Below are 15,141 nucleotides of genomic sequence, written 5' to 3' on the forward strand. Positions count from 1 at the left end.
CCGGCGCCATTGTATGACCGGCTTATTGCCCGCCCCTGCCAGACTGCAGGGGCGGGCAACTGCGGTTCAACTGCAAATTCTCATGGGCCTTTTGACCCCCTGCGCCGCAATAACTTATGGCGGGACGGATCCAGAAATTTCTCTTGTCACCTGATGCCGGCGTTTTTAGTGCACGTTTTCAGAACAACAGGTAAGAAATAATTACCCGATGAGAAAGTTTGATAATAAATGTTGAGCAATTGCTGAAATCATTTAGCAGTAAAGAAACACCAGATGTTTCAGGAGGTGATTCAGGTGCTGGCTAATGTAAACGAATTCAAAATTGTGCTGGGTGTGATCGGTGCGGATTGCCACGCGGTGGGGAACAAGATCCTTGCCAGTGTGTTTGGCCGCCAGGGGATTGATATCGACAATCTCGGTGTCATGGTCAGCCAGGACGAGTTTATCACTGCGGCAATTGAAGGCGGCGCGGATGCGATTCTGGTCTCCTCAATCTATGGCCATGGTGAAATTGACTGTCAGGGATTTCGTACGCGCTGCGAACAACGCGGGCTTGGCGACATCCTGCTCTATGTCGGCGGCAACCTGGTGATCGGCAAACGCGATTTTGAGGAGGTCGAAGCCCAGTTCAAAGCGATGGGGTTTGACCGGGTGTTCAAACCCAGCGTCGATCTGGAAAATGTCGCAGCGACGCTGAAATACGATATCCGCGCCCGCCGCCCCGCCACTTATGGCCACAACTCGGCAGCGTTCTGGAGCGAAACGGGCGCTTTTTAACAGTTGCGCTGACCCCGCCGGGCGCCGTTTGCAATTATATCTGGCGCCTGCGCGATGAACCCTGAGACCTGGCCCTGTGCCAGTAGGAAAGAGCAATGCAAACCGCCACCGACATAAAAAATACCCGCCTCACGCAGGCGGACTTTGAAGCCGAACGCGACACGGTGCTGGCCAGTTGGCCCACCGGTCGGGACGTAGATTTTCAGCAAGCTGTCCGGCTTCAGCACGCCCTGGCAGAAGAAAACCGCTTTTCCACTGTGCTGGCCCGGGCCAATACAGAGGGGAAAACCTTGCTGCAACCGCGCGCGGGTGTGGCGCTGATACGCGAACACACCGCCTTGTTGAACGGGTTGTCGCCATACTGTGATCTGCTGCCGACAACGGTGGACGCCTACACGCGGCACAATCGCTACGAAGAGGCGCAAAAAGGCATCGACAGTTCCCGCGCCGCCGGCACGTCTTTGTTGAACGGGTTTCCGGCGGTCAATCACGGGGTCACGGGCTGTCGTCAGTTGGTCGAGAGCCTGGACAGGCCGGTGCAGGTCCGCCACGGCACGCCGGATGCGCGACTGATGGCGGAAATCACCCTGGCTGCCGGGTTCAGCAGTTATGAGGGCGGCGGCATTTCCTACAATATTCCCTACGCAAAGAAAGTGCCGCTGGCGCGCTCAATCCGGCACTGGCAATATTGTGACCGGCTTGTGGGGCTCTATGAAGATGAAGGCATCCGCATCAACCGCGAACCATTCGGGCCGCTGACCGGCACCCTGGTGCCGCCGTTTGTCTCGCATGTGGTGGCGATCATCGAAGGGCTTCTGGCGCTGGAACAGGGGGTCAAATGCATTACACTTGGTTATGGTCAGGCTGGGAACCTGGCCCAGGACATCGCCGCGCTCAGGTCGCTGCGCAAATTGGCCAACCACTATTTCCTTGGTGCAGGTTTTGAAGACTACGCCCTGACCACGGTGTTTCATCAATGGATGGGTGGGTTCCCGGAAAATGAGTCCAAAGCCACCGCGGTGATCTGCCTCGGCGCGATGGCGGCGAAATATGCCCGCGCCACCAAGATCATCGTGAAAACCCCGCATGAGGCCAGCGGCATCCCGACGCTGGAGGCCAATCAGGCCGGGCTGGAGGCCACCCGCCAGATGGTCAACATGATCTCAGATCAGAACCGGATGGAGACGGTCGAAATCGCCTGGGAGGTCGAGATCATCGAGGCCGAAGTGCACGCGGTGATGCGCCGGGTGTTGCGGCTTGGCCAGGGCGATATTGCGCGCGGCGCGGTGCTGGCATTTGAGAGCGGCGTGATGGACGTGCCCTTTGCGCCCGCCGCCGCCAATGCCGGCCGGCTGACCCCGGTACGCGACAATTTTGGCGCCATCCGGGTGTTTGACCAGGGCGACGTACCGCTGCCGGATGATGTCATCGCCTTCCACCGCGAGAAAATCTCGGAACGTTCCCTGGCCGAGGGGCGGGAGGCGTCGTTCGATATGGTGGTAGATGATGTCAGAGCCATTTCAGACAGCCGCCTGATTGGCCGCCCCAAAGCCCGCCCGCTGGCCTGACGCATGCCCGATGCCTGACCCGACATCCGCGCTGACACCTGGCCCGTCCCTTGATTGGCACCAAACCCAGCCCTCTAACCCAAAGAGCCTGTGATGAAGATCAAAAACGTATATTTCGCCGCCGGATTTTCCGCCTTCTACTTTGATGATCAGGCGGCGATCAAAGCAGGTGCGCAACCCGATGGTTTCACCTATCCGGGTCCCGCCGGCACGCCTGGTTTTGAACGTATCCGCCAGCGCGGCGAAAGCATTTCCGTGCTGCTGGAACTGGAAAACGGCCAGATTGCCGAGGGCGATTGCGCGGCGGTGCAATATTCCGGTGCTGCCGGGCGCGATCCTCTTTTTACTTCGGCGCGGTTTCTCCCCTTTTTGCAGCAACACATTGCGCCCATGTTGACGGGCCGCGATGTGCGCAGCTTTCGCGACAATGCCGGTTTTTTTGACGCCCTGCAGATTGACGGCAGGCCGCTGCACACTGCGATCCGCTATGGTCTGTCCCAGGCCCTGCTTGACGCCACCGCGCGTGCCACCGGCCGGCTGAAAGCCGAAGTGATCTGCGCTGAATATGACCTGCCGGTAACCGCCGAGCCGCTGGCGCTGTTTGGCCAGAGCGGCGATGATCGCTATGGTGCGGTCGACAAAATGGTCCTGAAAGGTGTGGACGCGTTGCCGCACGCGCTGATCAACAATGTCGCCGACAAGCTGGGTCAGAACGGTGGCAAGTTGTTGCAATATGTCACCTGGCTGAGCAAACGTATCCGGGAGCTGCGCCAGGACAGCCACTATCAGCCGCAACTCCATATTGATGTCTATGGCACGGTGGGCGAGATCTTTGACAATGACGCCGGACGTATCGCCGATTACCTGGTTTCGCTCGAAAAACGCGCCGCGCCGTTTCAGCTTTATATTGAAGGCCCGGCAGATGCCGGCTCAAAGGCGGGCCAGATCACTCTGCTGGGTGAGATTAAATCCGCGCTGGAGGCGCGTGCCAGCACGGTGCGTATTGTGGCCGATGAATGGTGCAACACCTTTCAGGATGTGGTGGATTTTGTCGATGCCTGCTGTTGCCACATGGTCCAAGTCAAAACGCCTGATCTTGGCAGCATCCACAACACGGTCGAGGCGGTGCTGTATTGCAAGGCGCATGGGGTGGAGGCTTACCAGGGCGGCACCTGTAACGAGACCGATATTTCCGCGCGGTGCTGCGTGAACATTGCCCAGGCGACCCGGCCGCAACGGGTGCTGGTCAAACCCGGCATGGGCTTTGATGAAGGCATGACCGTGGTCTACAACGAGATGAACCGCAACCTGGCGATTCTTGCCGCAAGGGACACTGCCTGATATGACCGATACCCCGTTGAAACCGTATGAAGGCCTGCTGGTCGTTTCGCTTGAGCAGGCGGTCGCCGCGCCGCTGTGCTCCTGCCACTTTGCCGAGGGCGGCGCGCGGGTGATTAAGATCGAACGCGACAGCGGTGATTTTGCCCGCAAATATGACGCGGCGGTCAAAGGCTCGGCCTCTTATTTTGTCTGGGCCAACCATGGCAAGGAATCGCTGTGTCTCGATATCAAAGACCCGGATGACGCGGCGCTGTTGCACCGGATCCTGGAGACGGCCGATGTGTTTATCCAGAACCTCGCGCCTGGTGCCATCGCGCGTGCTGGTTTTGGAACTGAGGTGCTGCGCCAGCGCAATCCACGACTGATCACCTGCGATATCAGCGGGTATGGCGAAGAGGGCGCCCTGCGCGACATGAAGGCCTATGACTTTCTGGTGCAATGCGAAAGCGGTCTGGTGGCGGTCAATGGCGCGCCCGGTGCGCCGGGCCGGATCGGGGTTTCGGTCTGTGATATCGGCGGCAGCATGAACGCCATCATTGGCATCCAGAAGGCGCTGATCGCGCGCAGCCTGACCGGGCAGGGTTCGGCGGTGAAAGTATCGCTGTTTGATACTGCGGCGGATTGGATGACGGTGCCGCTGATGCATACGGTGTATGCTGGCAAAGCGCCAAAGCCTGTGGGCCTGCATCATCCGTCGATTGCGCCCTATGGCGGGTTTGACACGGCGGATGGTGAGATCCTCGCCATTTCAATCCAGAACGAGAGGGAATGGGCACGGCTCTGCTCTGAGGTGCTGGGCCAGGCAGATCTGGCCACCGACCCGCGGTTCTGTGACGCGGCCCGCCGGGTAGAAAACCGCACCGCGCTGGACGCAATTGTCGCCGGCTTTTTCCTTACTAAAACCCGGGCGCAGCTGGAGCCAATGCTGCGTGACACCGCCATCGCTTATGGGGCGGTAAACTCGGTCGAGACGTTCTCAAAACATCCGCAATTGCGCCGCACACCGGTAACACTTGAAAATGGCGAGACCGCGCATCTGGTCGCCGCGCCGGTGCAGCATAGTTTTGACGATGCAGCGCCGCGTTTTGGCCGGGTGCCGGCGTTGGGGGAACACAGCGCATCGATCCGCACTGAGTTTGCCACTGAGAACGCGGATGCGGGCGCATGATCCGCTCATACCTGTTCACTCCCGCGCATGAGAGCCGCTTTACCGACCGCGCCCATCAACGCGGCGCCGATGCGGTGCTGCTTGATCTTGAGGACAGTGTGCCACTGGCGCAAAAAGCCCGCGCGCGGGACATGTTGCCGGGAGTCGTGGCGCAGCTGAGTGAACAGCTTGCCGAGCAGGGGGCGCAGCTGGTGATCCGGGTGAACCGGGATCTGGCCAATTGTGTCGCGGATCTGCAGGCGGCGTGTCGTGCGGGCGTCAGTGCGATCATGCTGCCCAAAGTCTCTGGCCCGGACCACATCCGGTTGATTGATGAATTCCTCAGCAGCTGTGAGCGTGAAGCTGGGTTGGAGGAGCGTCAGATCAGCTTGATCGCGCTGATTGAAACCCCTGGCGCGCTTCAGCAGGTGGCAGAGATTGCCCGGGCTTCAATGCGTCTGACCGCACTGGCCATCGGCACCGAAGATTTCAGCACTGAGTGTGGCTTTGCGCCAACGCCGGACAACCTGTTTGCGCCTTGTCAGCAAATCATCCTGGCCGCCCACGCCGCCGGGATTGAGGCGATCGGCCTGCCGGGCTCAATCGCAGAAGTTCAGGACATCGCGCACTATACGCAGACTGTACAGCGGGCAAAATCCATGGGGTTTGACGGCGTATTGTGCATTCACCCCAAACAGGTCGCGGTGGTGAACGACTGTTTTGCCATCTCTGAGGCTGAGCGTGACCAGGCGCAGCGTATCGTGAATGCCTATCAAACCGCGCTGGCGCAAAACTGCGGCGCGATATTGCTCGATGGCAAGATGATCGATCCGCCGGTTGTGGCCCGCGCCCAGGCCGTTCTTGCTACGGTGTGTCGCCAAAAAAGTCGCGCATAAATCCCGGGCCCTCAGATTTGATATAGTCGCGGAACCTCAGCACGGCCGGTGTCAGGGTCTTGCTGCTCAGATGCAGCACATACCAGTCGCGCAGCTCCGGCATTCCCTGGACATCCAGCACCTTCAGCTTGGCCGCGTCGCGTTCCAGCGCGATGGTATGGGCCGACAGAAACGCCAGTCCCATATTCGCCATCACCGCCTGTTTAATATTCGCATTGCTGTCCATTTCCTGGGCCCGGGGCAGTTCCAGACCGGCAGAGCGGAAAAAATGGTCGTGCAGCATACGGGTGCCCGATCCAGGTTCACGCACGATAAAACGATGTGCCGGGAGATCGGAACGCCGGATCCTCCGGAAACGGGTCAGCGGATGTTCGGGATGGGCAATCAACACATAGGGGTGTTTGGCAAAGCTGAAGGCTTCGACTTCGACCCGGCGCGGCGTGCGCCCCATCAGCGCCAGATCGACCCGGCCGGCCTCCAGCTGCGCAATCACTCCGCGCCGGTTGTCGATGCTGATCTCGAGCCGCGTTTCCGGGTGGCGTTTTTTGAACTCCTGCAACAGTTGCGGCCCGAAATTGCGCGCCGTTGATACCATCGCCACCCGCACCACGTTGTCCAGCCGGCCCTGCAAGGCGCCAATCACCTCTTTTGCTTCACGCAGGGTGTCGGTCACCCGTCTGGCATAGGGCAGCAGCGCGGTCGCTGCGTCGGTTGGCAGGATGGAACGGCCTTCTTTTTCGAACAGCGGCGCGCCCAGCTCTTCACTCAGCCGGCTCATCTGCATCGACACCGCCGGCGGTGTCAGCCCCAGCTGTTTTGCGGCGCGGATGAAATTGCCGTGCTCAACCGCAGCGAGGAAAATCTGCAACTGCCGCAGGGTGATTTTTGAAATGCCGTCTTCTGTCATCGCGCTCTCCGTGCGTCGGTCGCTGGTAATGTCTCTGCTGTCCACAAGACGCAGGTCTGTCATGCCCGGTTTTCAGGCGCCCTATCTTTAGACACCTGGTTTTGTGGTGAAAAAATCACCGCCCTTGTCATCAATAATCAAGAACGCGGGGAAATCTTTGACGGTGATTTTGAATACCGCTTCCATGCCAAAATCAGCGAAATCCAGCGTCTCAATCGATTTGACCACCTCTTTGCCCAGCACCGCCGCCGCGCCACCAACGGATCCCAGGAAAAAACCACCATGGTTCTTGCAACTGTCGACCACCGCGCGCGCCCGGTTGCCTTTGGCGATCATAATGCGCGAGGCGCCAGCCGCCTGCAGGGCCGGCACATAGGGGTCCATCCGTGCGGCGGTTGTCGGCCCGAAGGAGCCGGAGGCGTAGCCTTCTGGCGTTTTAGCCGGGCCGGCGTAATAGATCGGGTGATCGGTGATATAGCCGGGCAGGGGCTTGCCCTCCTGCTGCATCCGCGCCAGTTCCGCATGCACCATGTCGCGTGCCACAATCATGGTACCGGACAGCAGAACCGGGGTTGACACCGCCAGTTTTGAGAGCGCGCGACAGATCTCTTCAATGGGCTGATCCAGATTAATGCGCTGCGCGTCCCGCGCATCAAAGGTCTGGTCGGGCAGGTAGTCGGCCGGGCTGCGCTCCAGCGCCTCGAGCCAGATGCCGTCGCGGTCAATGCGCCCTTTGATCTGCCGGTCAGCCGAACAGCTGACCCCCAGCCCCACCGGCAGACTGCCTCCGTGCCGGGGCAGGCGGATGACGCGCACATCGTGGCAGAAATACTTACCGCCAAACTGCGCCCCCAGCCCCATGTTGCGGGTCAGTTGCAGGATCTCTGCCTCCAGGTCCGTGTCCCGGAAGGCGCGGCCGCTGTCATCCCCGGTGGTGGGCAGTTCGTCCAGCTCTTTGGCGGAGGCCAGTTTGACCGTTTTCAGCGTCTGTTCCGCCGACAAGCCGCCAATCACAATTGCCAGGTGGTAGGGCGGGCAGGCGGTGGTGCCTAGCGTGCGGATCTTTTCGTCAAAAAACGCCAGCAGCCGTTCTTTTTCCAGCAAACGCCGGGTCTCCTGAAACAAAAAGGTCTTGTTGGCCGAGCCGCCCCCTTTGGCCATGAACATAAACTCCAGCGCTTCGCCGCCGGTGGCTTCAATATCGATCTGCGCCGGCAGGTTGGTGCCGGTGTTTTTTTCCTGATACATCGTCAGCGGCGCCATTTGCGAAAAGCGCAGATTGCGGGTCTGCCAGGTGTCATGCACGCCCTGGCACAACGCTTCCTGCAGATCGCCCTGCACCAGCACATTCTGCCCCTTTTTGCCGGTGATGATGGCGGTGCCGGTGTCCTGGCAGCTGGGGAATTCGCGCTCGGCGGAAATCACCGCGTTTTTCAGCAGTTCCAGCGCCACGAACCGGTCATTGCCGGTGGCGTCTTCATCCTCAAGAATGCGTTTCAACTGGGCGAGATGCGCCGGGCGCAACAGGTGCGAAACGTCGTCATAAGCGGCGCTGGTCAGCTGACGGACCGCCTCGGCCGGGACTTGCAGGAACTCTTCGTCTCCGGCTTTGAACACGGCCAGCCCGTCAGTTCCGATCTTGCGAAACTTCGTCGCGGAAGGCCCGCGCTGAAACAATCTTGGGAATTGGGGGGCCGAGCGTGGGGCAGGAAAGGTTTCTGACATCAGTTCAATCCAATTTATCTGTCGTGCAAAACAACTAAATGGATTTTAACTTTAGTCAATCACTTCCCCGCCGGGTGGCGCTGATAAATTGCAGGGCCACACCCGGTCGGAAATCATGCCGCCGGGTGCCGCCCTTTGTTCAGCCAGATCCTTCAGAAACATCGGTCACGCCAGGTCTGCCATGCCAATTACCGGGGTGGAGGGCGCCGCCATATCGCGCGGCAGCATCGGATCGGCGACAAACGCCTCACGCCCGGCCTCTACCGCTTTGGCAAAGGCGCGCGCCATCAGCACCGGGTCCCCGGCTTTGGCCACCGCCGTGTTTAAGAGCACCGCGTCATAGCCCATTTCCATCGCCTCCGCCGCATGAGAGGGGCGGCCCAGGCCCGCGTCCACGATCAACGGCACATCGGGAAAATGGGCGCGCATGGACCTCAGCCCGCCGATATTGCGCAACCCCTGGCCCGATCCGATCGGCGCGCCCCAGGGCATCAACACTTTGCACCCTGCGCGCAGCAACCGGTCGGCGACGCCCAGATCCTCGGTGGTATAAGGGAACACCTCAAAGCCGTCGTCACCAAGAATGCGCGCCGCTTCCACCAGGCCAAACACATCCGGCTGCAACGTGTCGGCGTTGCCGATGACCTCGAGCTTGATCCAGCTGGTGCCAAAGACCTCGCGCGCCATCTGCGCCGTGGTCACCGCTTCTTTTACTGAGTGACATCCGGCGGTGTTGGGCAGGATACGGGCGCCACTGGCCTGGATCAGCGACCAGAAATCCTGACCCGAACCGCCCGCAACGGTTTCACGCCGCAGCGACACGGTGACGACGCCCGTGCCCGAGGCCTTGATCGCGCCCGTCAGTTTTGCCGGTGAGGGGTATTGCGCTGTGCCCAACAGCAGCCGCGAGTCGATCTGTGCGCCATAAAGCTCCATATCTCAGCCCCCCTGCATCGGCGCCAGCACTTCCAACTGGTCATTCGCCGCAAGGGGGTGCGCCGCACGGGCAGGGGCTGCGACAAAACCGCCGTTCACTGCAGTGGCAATGGCGCCACCAGTAAAGCCCAGCTCCTCAAGCGCCAGATCAAGCGTTGTTGCGTTCACTTCACGCGTCTGCCCATTCACAGATATCTGCATTGCTGGCCTCCTTTTTTATCGTTCACTGCAGCAATCATATCGGCGGCCCGGTCCGCCATCGCCGGGGCCAGAAGATAGCCGTGGCGGTACAAGCCGTTGACATAAACCGTGTCGCCGTCGCGGCGTACATCGGGGAAGTTGTCCGCAAATGCCGGCCGCACGCCGACGCCGGTCTCCACAATCTCTGCCTCGCCAAACACCGGGTGCAGCGCGATGGCGGCCCCCAGCAATTCCATCACCGAGCGCACCGAGATTGGCGCGGCGCTGTCGCTTTCAATCATCGTGGCACCGACCATATAAAGCCCGTCGCCGTGGGGCACGATATAGACCGGGAATCTCGGGTGCAGCAGGCGCACCGTGCGGCTGAGCCGGACCTCAGGACTGCGCAGCAGCAGCATTTCCCCCCGCACGCCGCGCAGATCAGTGAGCCTGTCGCGCGCGCCCAGACCGCGGCAATCCACCACCGGGCCGGTGCGCTCACCCGCTGTGGGCAGGCGTGTGTCATAGCGGATCGGCACGCTGAGCTCTGCCAGGCGCTTTTGCAGTGCCGCGAGGGCTTTGCGTGGATTGAGATGCGCCTCCTCCGCAAAAAACAACGCCTGGTCAAAGCGGCCGGCCAGATCCGGTTCCAGTTCCGCGATCTGATCACCATCGAGCCGGGAATGGCCTTTGGTGCGGCGCGAAAACCGTTCCAGATCGGCCCGGTCGCGCGCTTGCGACACTACCAGGGTGCCGCGGCGGGTGACACCGGCGAATTGCCGGTCCCACCACTCAATTGCAGGCAGGCCAAGTTCCACCACCTCCGGTTCCGCGTTCTCTGACTCGCACCAGGGCGCCAGCATGCCACCGGCAAACCAGGAACAGGCGTTCTGATCAATGCGTTGGGACCGCTCAATCACCTCAACCTGATGCCCGCGCACGGCCAGCTTGATCGCACAGACCAAACCAGCCACGCCCGCACCAACAACGGTGACCGTCACGCAACGCTGTCCTTTTTGCCGTTCTTACCCAGCGGCAGATACAGCTCACCGCTCTCGCGGAATTTTTCCGCCATCGCCGCAAAACCTTCTTTCTGCGCCTCGGCGCGGATGTCATGGCTGATCCGCATCGAGCAGAATTTAGGCCCGCACATCGAGCAGAAATGCGCCACTTTATGGGCCTCTTTCGGCAGGGTCTGGTCGTGAAAATCCCGCGCCGTATCGGGATCAAGCGACAGGTTGAACTGATCTTCCCAGCGGAATTCAAACCGAGCGCGGCTGAGCGCATCGTCGCGCCGCTGCGCACCGGGCAGCCCTTTGGCAAGGTCGGCGGCATGGGCAGCGATTTTATAGGTGATCACCCCGGTTTTCACATCATCCCGGTCGGGCAGTCCCAGGTGTTCTTTGGGTGTCACATAACAAAGCATGGCGCAGCCGAACCAGCCGATCATCGCCGCGCCGATGCCCGAGGTGATATGATCATAGCCCGGCGCAATATCGGTGGTAAGTGGCCCAAGCGTGTAAAACGGCGCCTCGTCACAGCATTCCAGCTGCTTGTCCATGTTCTCCTTGATTTTGTGCATGGCGACATGGCCCGGGCCTTCGATCATCACCTGGCAATCTTTGGCCCAGGCGATTTTGGTCAGCTCGCCCAGTGTCTCGAGTTCGGCAAACTGCGCTTCATCATTGGCGTCGGCAATGCAGCCGGGGCGCAGACCGTCGCCCAGCGAAAAGGCCACGTCATACTGGCGGCAGATGTCGCAGATCTCAGCGAAATGCTCATAGAGAAAACTCTCGCGGTGGTGATGCAGGCACCACTTGGCCATGATCGATCCACCGCGCGACACGATACCGGTGACCCGGTTCACCGTCATCGGCACCATGTGAAGACGCACGCCCGCGTGGATGGTGAAATAGTCGACGCCTTGCTCGGCCTGCTCAATCAGCGTGTCGCGGAACACTTCCCATGTCAGATCCTCGGCAATGCCATTGACCTTCTCCAGCGCCTGATACATCGGCACCGTGCCGATCGGAACCGGCGCGTTGCGGATGATCCATTCCCGCGTGTTGTGAATATTGCGCCCGGTGGAAAGATCCATCACCGTGTCAGCCCCCCAGCGGATCGACCAGACCATTTTATCGACTTCTTCTTCCATCGAAGACGTCACCGCCGAAGTGCCCATATTGGCGTTGATCTTGACCAGGAAATTGCGCCCGATCACCATCGGCTCAGATTCCGGATGGTTGATATTGGCGGGGATGATGGCGCGGCCGGCAGCCACCTCATCGCGCACAAATTCCGGGGTGACATAATCGGGGATATTGGCACCGTAATCATTGCCGTCCCGTGGTTCCACGATGTTGTCACGCAGCTGGTTTTCACGGATGGCGATGAATTCCATCTCGGGGGTGACAATGCCGGCGCGCGCGTAGGCCAACTGGGTCACCGCGCGGCCGTCTTTGCTGCGCAGCGGGCGTGGCTTGACCGGGAATTCCGGCGTCAGCCGGTCGCCTTTGACAAAACCGTTGTCCGCCGAGGTGATATCGCGGCCTTCGTATTCTTCTACATCCCCGCGCGCCAGGATCCAGGCGCGGCGCAATTGCGGCAGACCTTTGGGAATATCGATCTGCGCGTCCTGGTCGGTATAAGGGCCGGAGCTGTCATAGACCGGCAGCGGCGGCTCACCAGCGCTGGGATGCACAGCGATTTCGCGCATTGGCACCCGGACATCGGGAAACAGCGTGCCGTTCACATAGATCTTGCGCGAGGCGGGCAGACCGCCAGTGGTGATTTTGGGGTTTGGGACATTCATGTTGGTGCTCCTCAAGCATTCACTCAAAAAGACACAGACGAGGTATGGCAGGGAAACAGGGCGGACCCTTCTCAGAACGGAACTGTCAGGGACAGCGCGATCCTTAGCTTCCTACGCCAGTGTCAACTGGGTCAGGTTCAAAGGGTCGCTTCACCGTGCTTAAAGCACTGTCAGCCTCTCAGTCCCATGGGCGGGACTCCCCTGCGTGCGGCGTTGATAGGGGGTCGGGCATCGATTGGTCAACTAATTTTCTGGTGCCGGTCAGCCCACCCGGCTGAATGCGATGCATATCATCAGGCCGTGCAGCCGATAACGGCCGCGCGCGGTGCAAGCCGAACCAGTTGCGGGATCACACGTTATTGACGGTTCGCCGCGAGCCCAACATGATGCTGGTTTCTGAGCGCAGAAAACCGGGAATAGCGCCCATTTCGCGCAGGGTTCTGTCAAAGCGTTCGAGGCTTTCGGCCTCCAGCATGATCATTGCATCCCACTGGCCACTGGTAGAGTAAAAACCGGAGACTTCGGTGATCTTGTTGATCGCGCGTGACGCCGCCTCAGATTTCGCGCCGTCGATACAGACCAGCATCACCGCGCGGATCATATGTTTCTCAGCATTGCCGCCAAGCCGGACGGTAAAGCTTTCAATCACCCCGGTTTTCACCAGCCGTTCAAGGCGCTTTCGCACGGTGACCCGCGACAGCCCCATGTCAATCGCCAGGTCGGAAATTGCGGCGCGTCCGTTCTGTCTGAGCAGGCCGATCAGCTTTTTGTCGGCATTGTCCAATTCGGTCATATACTGCTCTCACTTCGGGAATTATTACGGATTTTCTTATCAAATATAACCCTATTGGAAATGTCCAGTCGACTTGTAGGATATTTTCACAAACCAGCGTGTTGTGACTGCTCTACAGGTGAGCCAGGCAGCCGTAAACCCGAATTTCTCCGAAGGAAACCCGATGAAAGACGAGACAGCCTGCGAACTTCAAAGCGGTGCAAATGGTGGAACATTTGGCATGGCTGCCTATGGCGGCGAGGGCTGGGTGCCACGTAACGGGACGCATATTGAAGAGCTGGGCACGCTGTGGAAGTCCTACAGCATAGATTCAGAATGGCGTAAATTGCAGGCGGTGCTGGTGCATCGTCCCGGCGCAGAACTGGAAGTCTCTGCTGAAGAAGCAGAAGCGGCGCTGCTGCTGGAGCCGCTGGATATTGTGCGTGCCGCTGAGCAGCATGAAAACATGTGCGAAGCCTATCGTGCCCATGGCGTTGAAGTGCATTACGTTGACCCCAAAAATCCGGCCCGGCCCAATCAGATGTTCTGTGCGGATCAGATGGCTATGACTCCCCAGGGCGTCATTCTGGGCCGCCCCGCCGGCCAGGTGCGCGCCGGTGAAGAGGCAGAAGTCGCGCGCCGGCTTTCTGACATCGGTGTGCCAATCCTGAGAACGCTGACCGGGGGGGCGACTTTTGAGGGCGCCGATCTCATGTGGCTGGATGAAAACACCGCGATGATCGGCCGTGGCCACCGCACCAACCAGGAAGCGATTGATCAGATCACTGCTGCGCTGGCTGAGATCGGCGTGGACACGATCGCAGTCGATCTGCCGTTTGGCACCATGCATTTCATGGGCATGCTGCGCATCGTCGACAAAAATCTGGCGATCTGCTGGCCCCGCCGCACCCCACTGGCGACCGTGGTGGCGTTGCAGGACCGCGGCTATCAGGTGATCTGCCCGCCCTGTGAAGACGATACCGAAAGCTATCGCGCAATGAATTTGGTGACCCTCGGGCCGCGCAAAATTCTGATGGTTGCCGGCCTGCCCAGATTCCAGCCCTTCTTTGAATGCCATGGCATTGAATGTGTCACGGTGCAGACCGATGAGATTTCAAAGGCGGCCGGGAATGTTGGTTGCCTGACCGCAGTTCTGGCGCGGGAATCAAATTAAACCACTGAAAACATCAATTATGATTGACCGTAAAATCAACAGGTGAGGACCCCACAATGAATGGATTGATTAATAAAGTCTCGACCGCGCTGGTGCTGACCGGCGCGCTGCTGGCGCCGCTGGCGTCTCAGGCCGGAGAAGTGCTTGATAAAATCATGCGCGACGGCAAGCTGACCATGGCCACAGATTCGGCTCTGCCGCCGATCTCGTTCCTGAATCAAGACAACGTGATGGACGGGTTTGACGTCGAAGTTGGCAAAGAAGTCGCCCGTCGTATGGGCGTTGAACTTAAGATCGTCACCCCGGAATGGGCCGTGATCACTGCGGGCAACTGGAATGGCCGTTGGGACATTTCTGTAGGCTCTATGACCCCGACAGAAGCCCGCGCCAAAAAGCTGGATTTCCCGGCGGTGTATTACTACACACCAGCGGCTTTTTTTGTGCATGAAGATTCCGAGATTCAGAGCAAAGAAGAACTGAACGGCAAGATGATCGGCGTTCCGACCGCCACCTCTTATGAAAGCTATATGAGGGGCGACCTGGTTCTGGACGCCGGCGGTGTGCCGGATTTCACCTATGAGGTTCAGGCCGGCAAGATCAAAACCATGAGTCTGTCCACCGCGCTGATGGATGATCTGCGTCTTGGTGCTGGAGTGCGTCTGGACGGTATGCTCTATGCGATGCCTGGCATTATGGATGCGATCAATTCGGGCTATCCGTTCCGTGTTGTTGGTGACCCGGTGTTCTATGAGCCGCTGGCCATTGCCACTGAAAAGGGCGATGCCGAGCTGAACGCAAAAATCGTCGAGATCATCGAAAGTATGCGCGCTGACGGCACGTTGACCAGCCTGTCGAACAAGTGGTTCGGCGTCGATTATACATCGTTCTGATCAAAATACTTCGGGC

The 15,141-nt window shown here is 59.7% G+C and carries 15 protein-coding genes; 8 read left to right on the forward strand and 7 right to left on the reverse strand.

The window, feature by feature from the left end; genetic code table 11:
* From DWA01_RS23485 to DWA01_RS07895, 6 genes are all read left to right on the forward strand, one after another.
* On the forward strand, positions 1 to 201 hold a 201-nt coding region (locus tag DWA01_RS23485), incomplete at its 5' end, for a hypothetical protein (protein WP_235008468.1).
* Positions 202 to 273: 72 nt separating this feature from the next.
* On the forward strand, positions 274 to 777 hold the full coding sequence (gene glmS, locus DWA01_RS07875) for a methylaspartate mutase subunit S (RefSeq protein ID WP_114285299.1): 504 nt from the start codon (positions 274 to 276) through the stop codon (positions 775 to 777).
* Positions 778 to 872: 95 nt separating this feature from the next.
* The gene (locus tag DWA01_RS07880) at positions 873 to 2,345 is read left to right on the forward strand and encodes a methylaspartate mutase subunit E (protein ID WP_114285300.1); all 1,473 of its coding nucleotides are present in this window, start codon (positions 873 to 875) and stop codon (positions 2,343 to 2,345) included.
* A gap of 93 nt (positions 2,346 to 2,438) precedes the next feature.
* Positions 2,439 to 3,686, forward strand: a complete 1,248-nt coding sequence (locus DWA01_RS07885; protein ID WP_114285301.1) for a methylaspartate ammonia-lyase — start codon at positions 2,439 to 2,441, stop codon at positions 3,684 to 3,686.
* Between the two features lies 1 nt (position 3,687).
* On the forward strand, positions 3,688 to 4,854 hold the full coding sequence (locus DWA01_RS07890) for a CaiB/BaiF CoA transferase family protein (protein ID WP_114285302.1): 1,167 nt from the start codon (positions 3,688 to 3,690) through the stop codon (positions 4,852 to 4,854).
* Positions 4,851 to 5,729, forward strand: a complete 879-nt coding sequence (locus tag DWA01_RS07895) for an HpcH/HpaI aldolase/citrate lyase family protein (protein ID WP_114285303.1) — start codon at positions 4,851 to 4,853, stop codon at positions 5,727 to 5,729. The genes DWA01_RS07890 and DWA01_RS07895 overlap by 4 nt, the downstream gene beginning before the upstream one ends.
* Here the strand turns inward: DWA01_RS07895 and DWA01_RS07900 are convergent.
* From DWA01_RS07900 to DWA01_RS07930, 7 genes are all read right to left on the reverse strand, one after another.
* A complete protein-coding gene (locus tag DWA01_RS07900) occupies positions 5,698 to 6,699 on the reverse strand; it encodes a LysR family transcriptional regulator (protein WP_114285304.1) in 1,002 nt (333 codons plus the stop codon). The genes DWA01_RS07895 and DWA01_RS07900 overlap by 32 nt on opposite strands.
* A gap of 24 nt (positions 6,700 to 6,723) precedes the next feature.
* The gene (locus DWA01_RS07905) at positions 6,724 to 8,361 is read right to left on the reverse strand and encodes a FumA C-terminus/TtdB family hydratase beta subunit (protein ID WP_114285305.1); all 1,638 of its coding nucleotides are present in this window, start codon (positions 8,359 to 8,361) and stop codon (positions 6,724 to 6,726) included.
* Between the two features lie 165 nt (positions 8,362 to 8,526).
* Complete coding sequence (locus tag DWA01_RS07910) at positions 8,527 to 9,297, reverse strand: thiazole synthase (RefSeq protein WP_114285306.1); 771 nt, start codon at positions 9,295 to 9,297, stop codon at positions 8,527 to 8,529.
* A gap of 3 nt (positions 9,298 to 9,300) precedes the next feature.
* On the reverse strand, positions 9,301 to 9,498 hold the full coding sequence (gene thiS, locus DWA01_RS07915; RefSeq protein WP_114285307.1) for a sulfur carrier protein ThiS: 198 nt from the start codon (positions 9,496 to 9,498) through the stop codon (positions 9,301 to 9,303).
* Positions 9,483 to 10,478: a glycine oxidase ThiO gene (gene thiO, locus DWA01_RS07920; RefSeq protein ID WP_114285308.1), complete on the reverse strand. Its 996-nt coding sequence runs from the start codon at positions 10,476 to 10,478 to the stop codon at positions 9,483 to 9,485. Before thiO ends, thiS begins: the two co-directional genes overlap by 16 nt.
* Positions 10,475 to 12,289 carry a phosphomethylpyrimidine synthase ThiC gene (thiC, locus tag DWA01_RS07925; RefSeq protein ID WP_114285309.1) on the reverse strand — a complete coding sequence of 605 codons (1,815 nt, stop codon included), beginning with the start codon at positions 12,287 to 12,289 and terminating at the stop codon, positions 10,475 to 10,477. Before thiC ends, thiO begins: the two co-directional genes overlap by 4 nt.
* Positions 12,290 to 12,638: 349 nt before the next feature.
* Positions 12,639 to 13,082 carry an Lrp/AsnC family transcriptional regulator gene (locus DWA01_RS07930; RefSeq protein ID WP_114285310.1) on the reverse strand — a complete coding sequence of 148 codons (444 nt, stop codon included), beginning with the start codon at positions 13,080 to 13,082 and terminating at the stop codon, positions 12,639 to 12,641.
* Positions 13,083 to 13,245: 163 nt separating this feature from the next.
* Here DWA01_RS07930 and DWA01_RS07935 point away from each other — a divergent pair, with 163 nt between their 5' ends.
* Positions 13,246 to 14,235 carry a dimethylarginine dimethylaminohydrolase family protein gene (locus tag DWA01_RS07935; protein ID WP_114285311.1) on the forward strand — a complete coding sequence of 330 codons (990 nt, stop codon included), beginning with the start codon at positions 13,246 to 13,248 and terminating at the stop codon, positions 14,233 to 14,235.
* A 56-nt stretch (positions 14,236 to 14,291) separates the two neighbouring features.
* Positions 14,292 to 15,125, forward strand: coding sequence for a transporter substrate-binding domain-containing protein (locus DWA01_RS07940; RefSeq protein WP_114285312.1), 834 nt, complete (start codon positions 14,292 to 14,294; stop codon positions 15,123 to 15,125).
* Positions 15,126 to 15,141: the final 16 nt, after the last annotated feature.

It is taken from the genome of Candidatus Halocynthiibacter alkanivorans, assembly GCF_003333265.1.
In the GTDB taxonomy this organism is placed as follows: domain Bacteria; phylum Pseudomonadota; class Alphaproteobacteria; order Rhodobacterales; family Rhodobacteraceae; genus Halocyntiibacter_A; species Halocyntiibacter_A alkanivorans.

Excerpts from the sequence above, each read along its gene's own strand:
- DWA01_RS07895 (WP_114285303.1), top strand. The coding sequence starts at position 4,851 with ATGATCCGCTCATACCTGTTCACTCCCGCGCATGAGAGCCGCTTTACC.
- glmS (WP_114285299.1), top strand. The coding sequence starts at position 274 with ATGTTTCAGGAGGTGATTCAGGTGCTGGCTAATGTAAACGAATTCAAA.
- thiC (WP_114285309.1), bottom strand. The coding sequence starts at position 12,289 with ATGAATGTCCCAAACCCCAAAATCACCACTGGCGGTCTGCCCGCCTCG.
- DWA01_RS07910 (WP_114285306.1), bottom strand. The coding sequence starts at position 9,297 with ATGGAGCTTTATGGCGCACAGATCGACTCGCGGCTGCTGTTGGGCACA.
- thiS (WP_114285307.1), bottom strand. The coding sequence starts at position 9,498 with ATGCAGATATCTGTGAATGGGCAGACGCGTGAAGTGAACGCAACAACG.
- DWA01_RS07880 (WP_114285300.1), top strand. The coding sequence starts at position 873 with ATGCAAACCGCCACCGACATAAAAAATACCCGCCTCACGCAGGCGGAC.
- DWA01_RS07930 (WP_114285310.1), bottom strand. The coding sequence starts at position 13,082 with ATGACCGAATTGGACAATGCCGACAAAAAGCTGATCGGCCTGCTCAGA.
- DWA01_RS07935 (WP_114285311.1), top strand. The coding sequence starts at position 13,246 with ATGAAAGACGAGACAGCCTGCGAACTTCAAAGCGGTGCAAATGGTGGA.
- DWA01_RS07905 (WP_114285305.1), bottom strand. The coding sequence starts at position 8,361 with ATGTCAGAAACCTTTCCTGCCCCACGCTCGGCCCCCCAATTCCCAAGA.
- DWA01_RS07900 (WP_114285304.1), bottom strand. The coding sequence starts at position 6,699 with ATGACAGACCTGCGTCTTGTGGACAGCAGAGACATTACCAGCGACCGA.
- DWA01_RS07890 (WP_114285302.1), top strand. The coding sequence starts at position 3,688 with ATGACCGATACCCCGTTGAAACCGTATGAAGGCCTGCTGGTCGTTTCG.
- DWA01_RS07885 (WP_114285301.1), top strand. The coding sequence starts at position 2,439 with ATGAAGATCAAAAACGTATATTTCGCCGCCGGATTTTCCGCCTTCTAC.
- DWA01_RS07940 (WP_114285312.1), top strand. The coding sequence starts at position 14,292 with ATGAATGGATTGATTAATAAAGTCTCGACCGCGCTGGTGCTGACCGGC.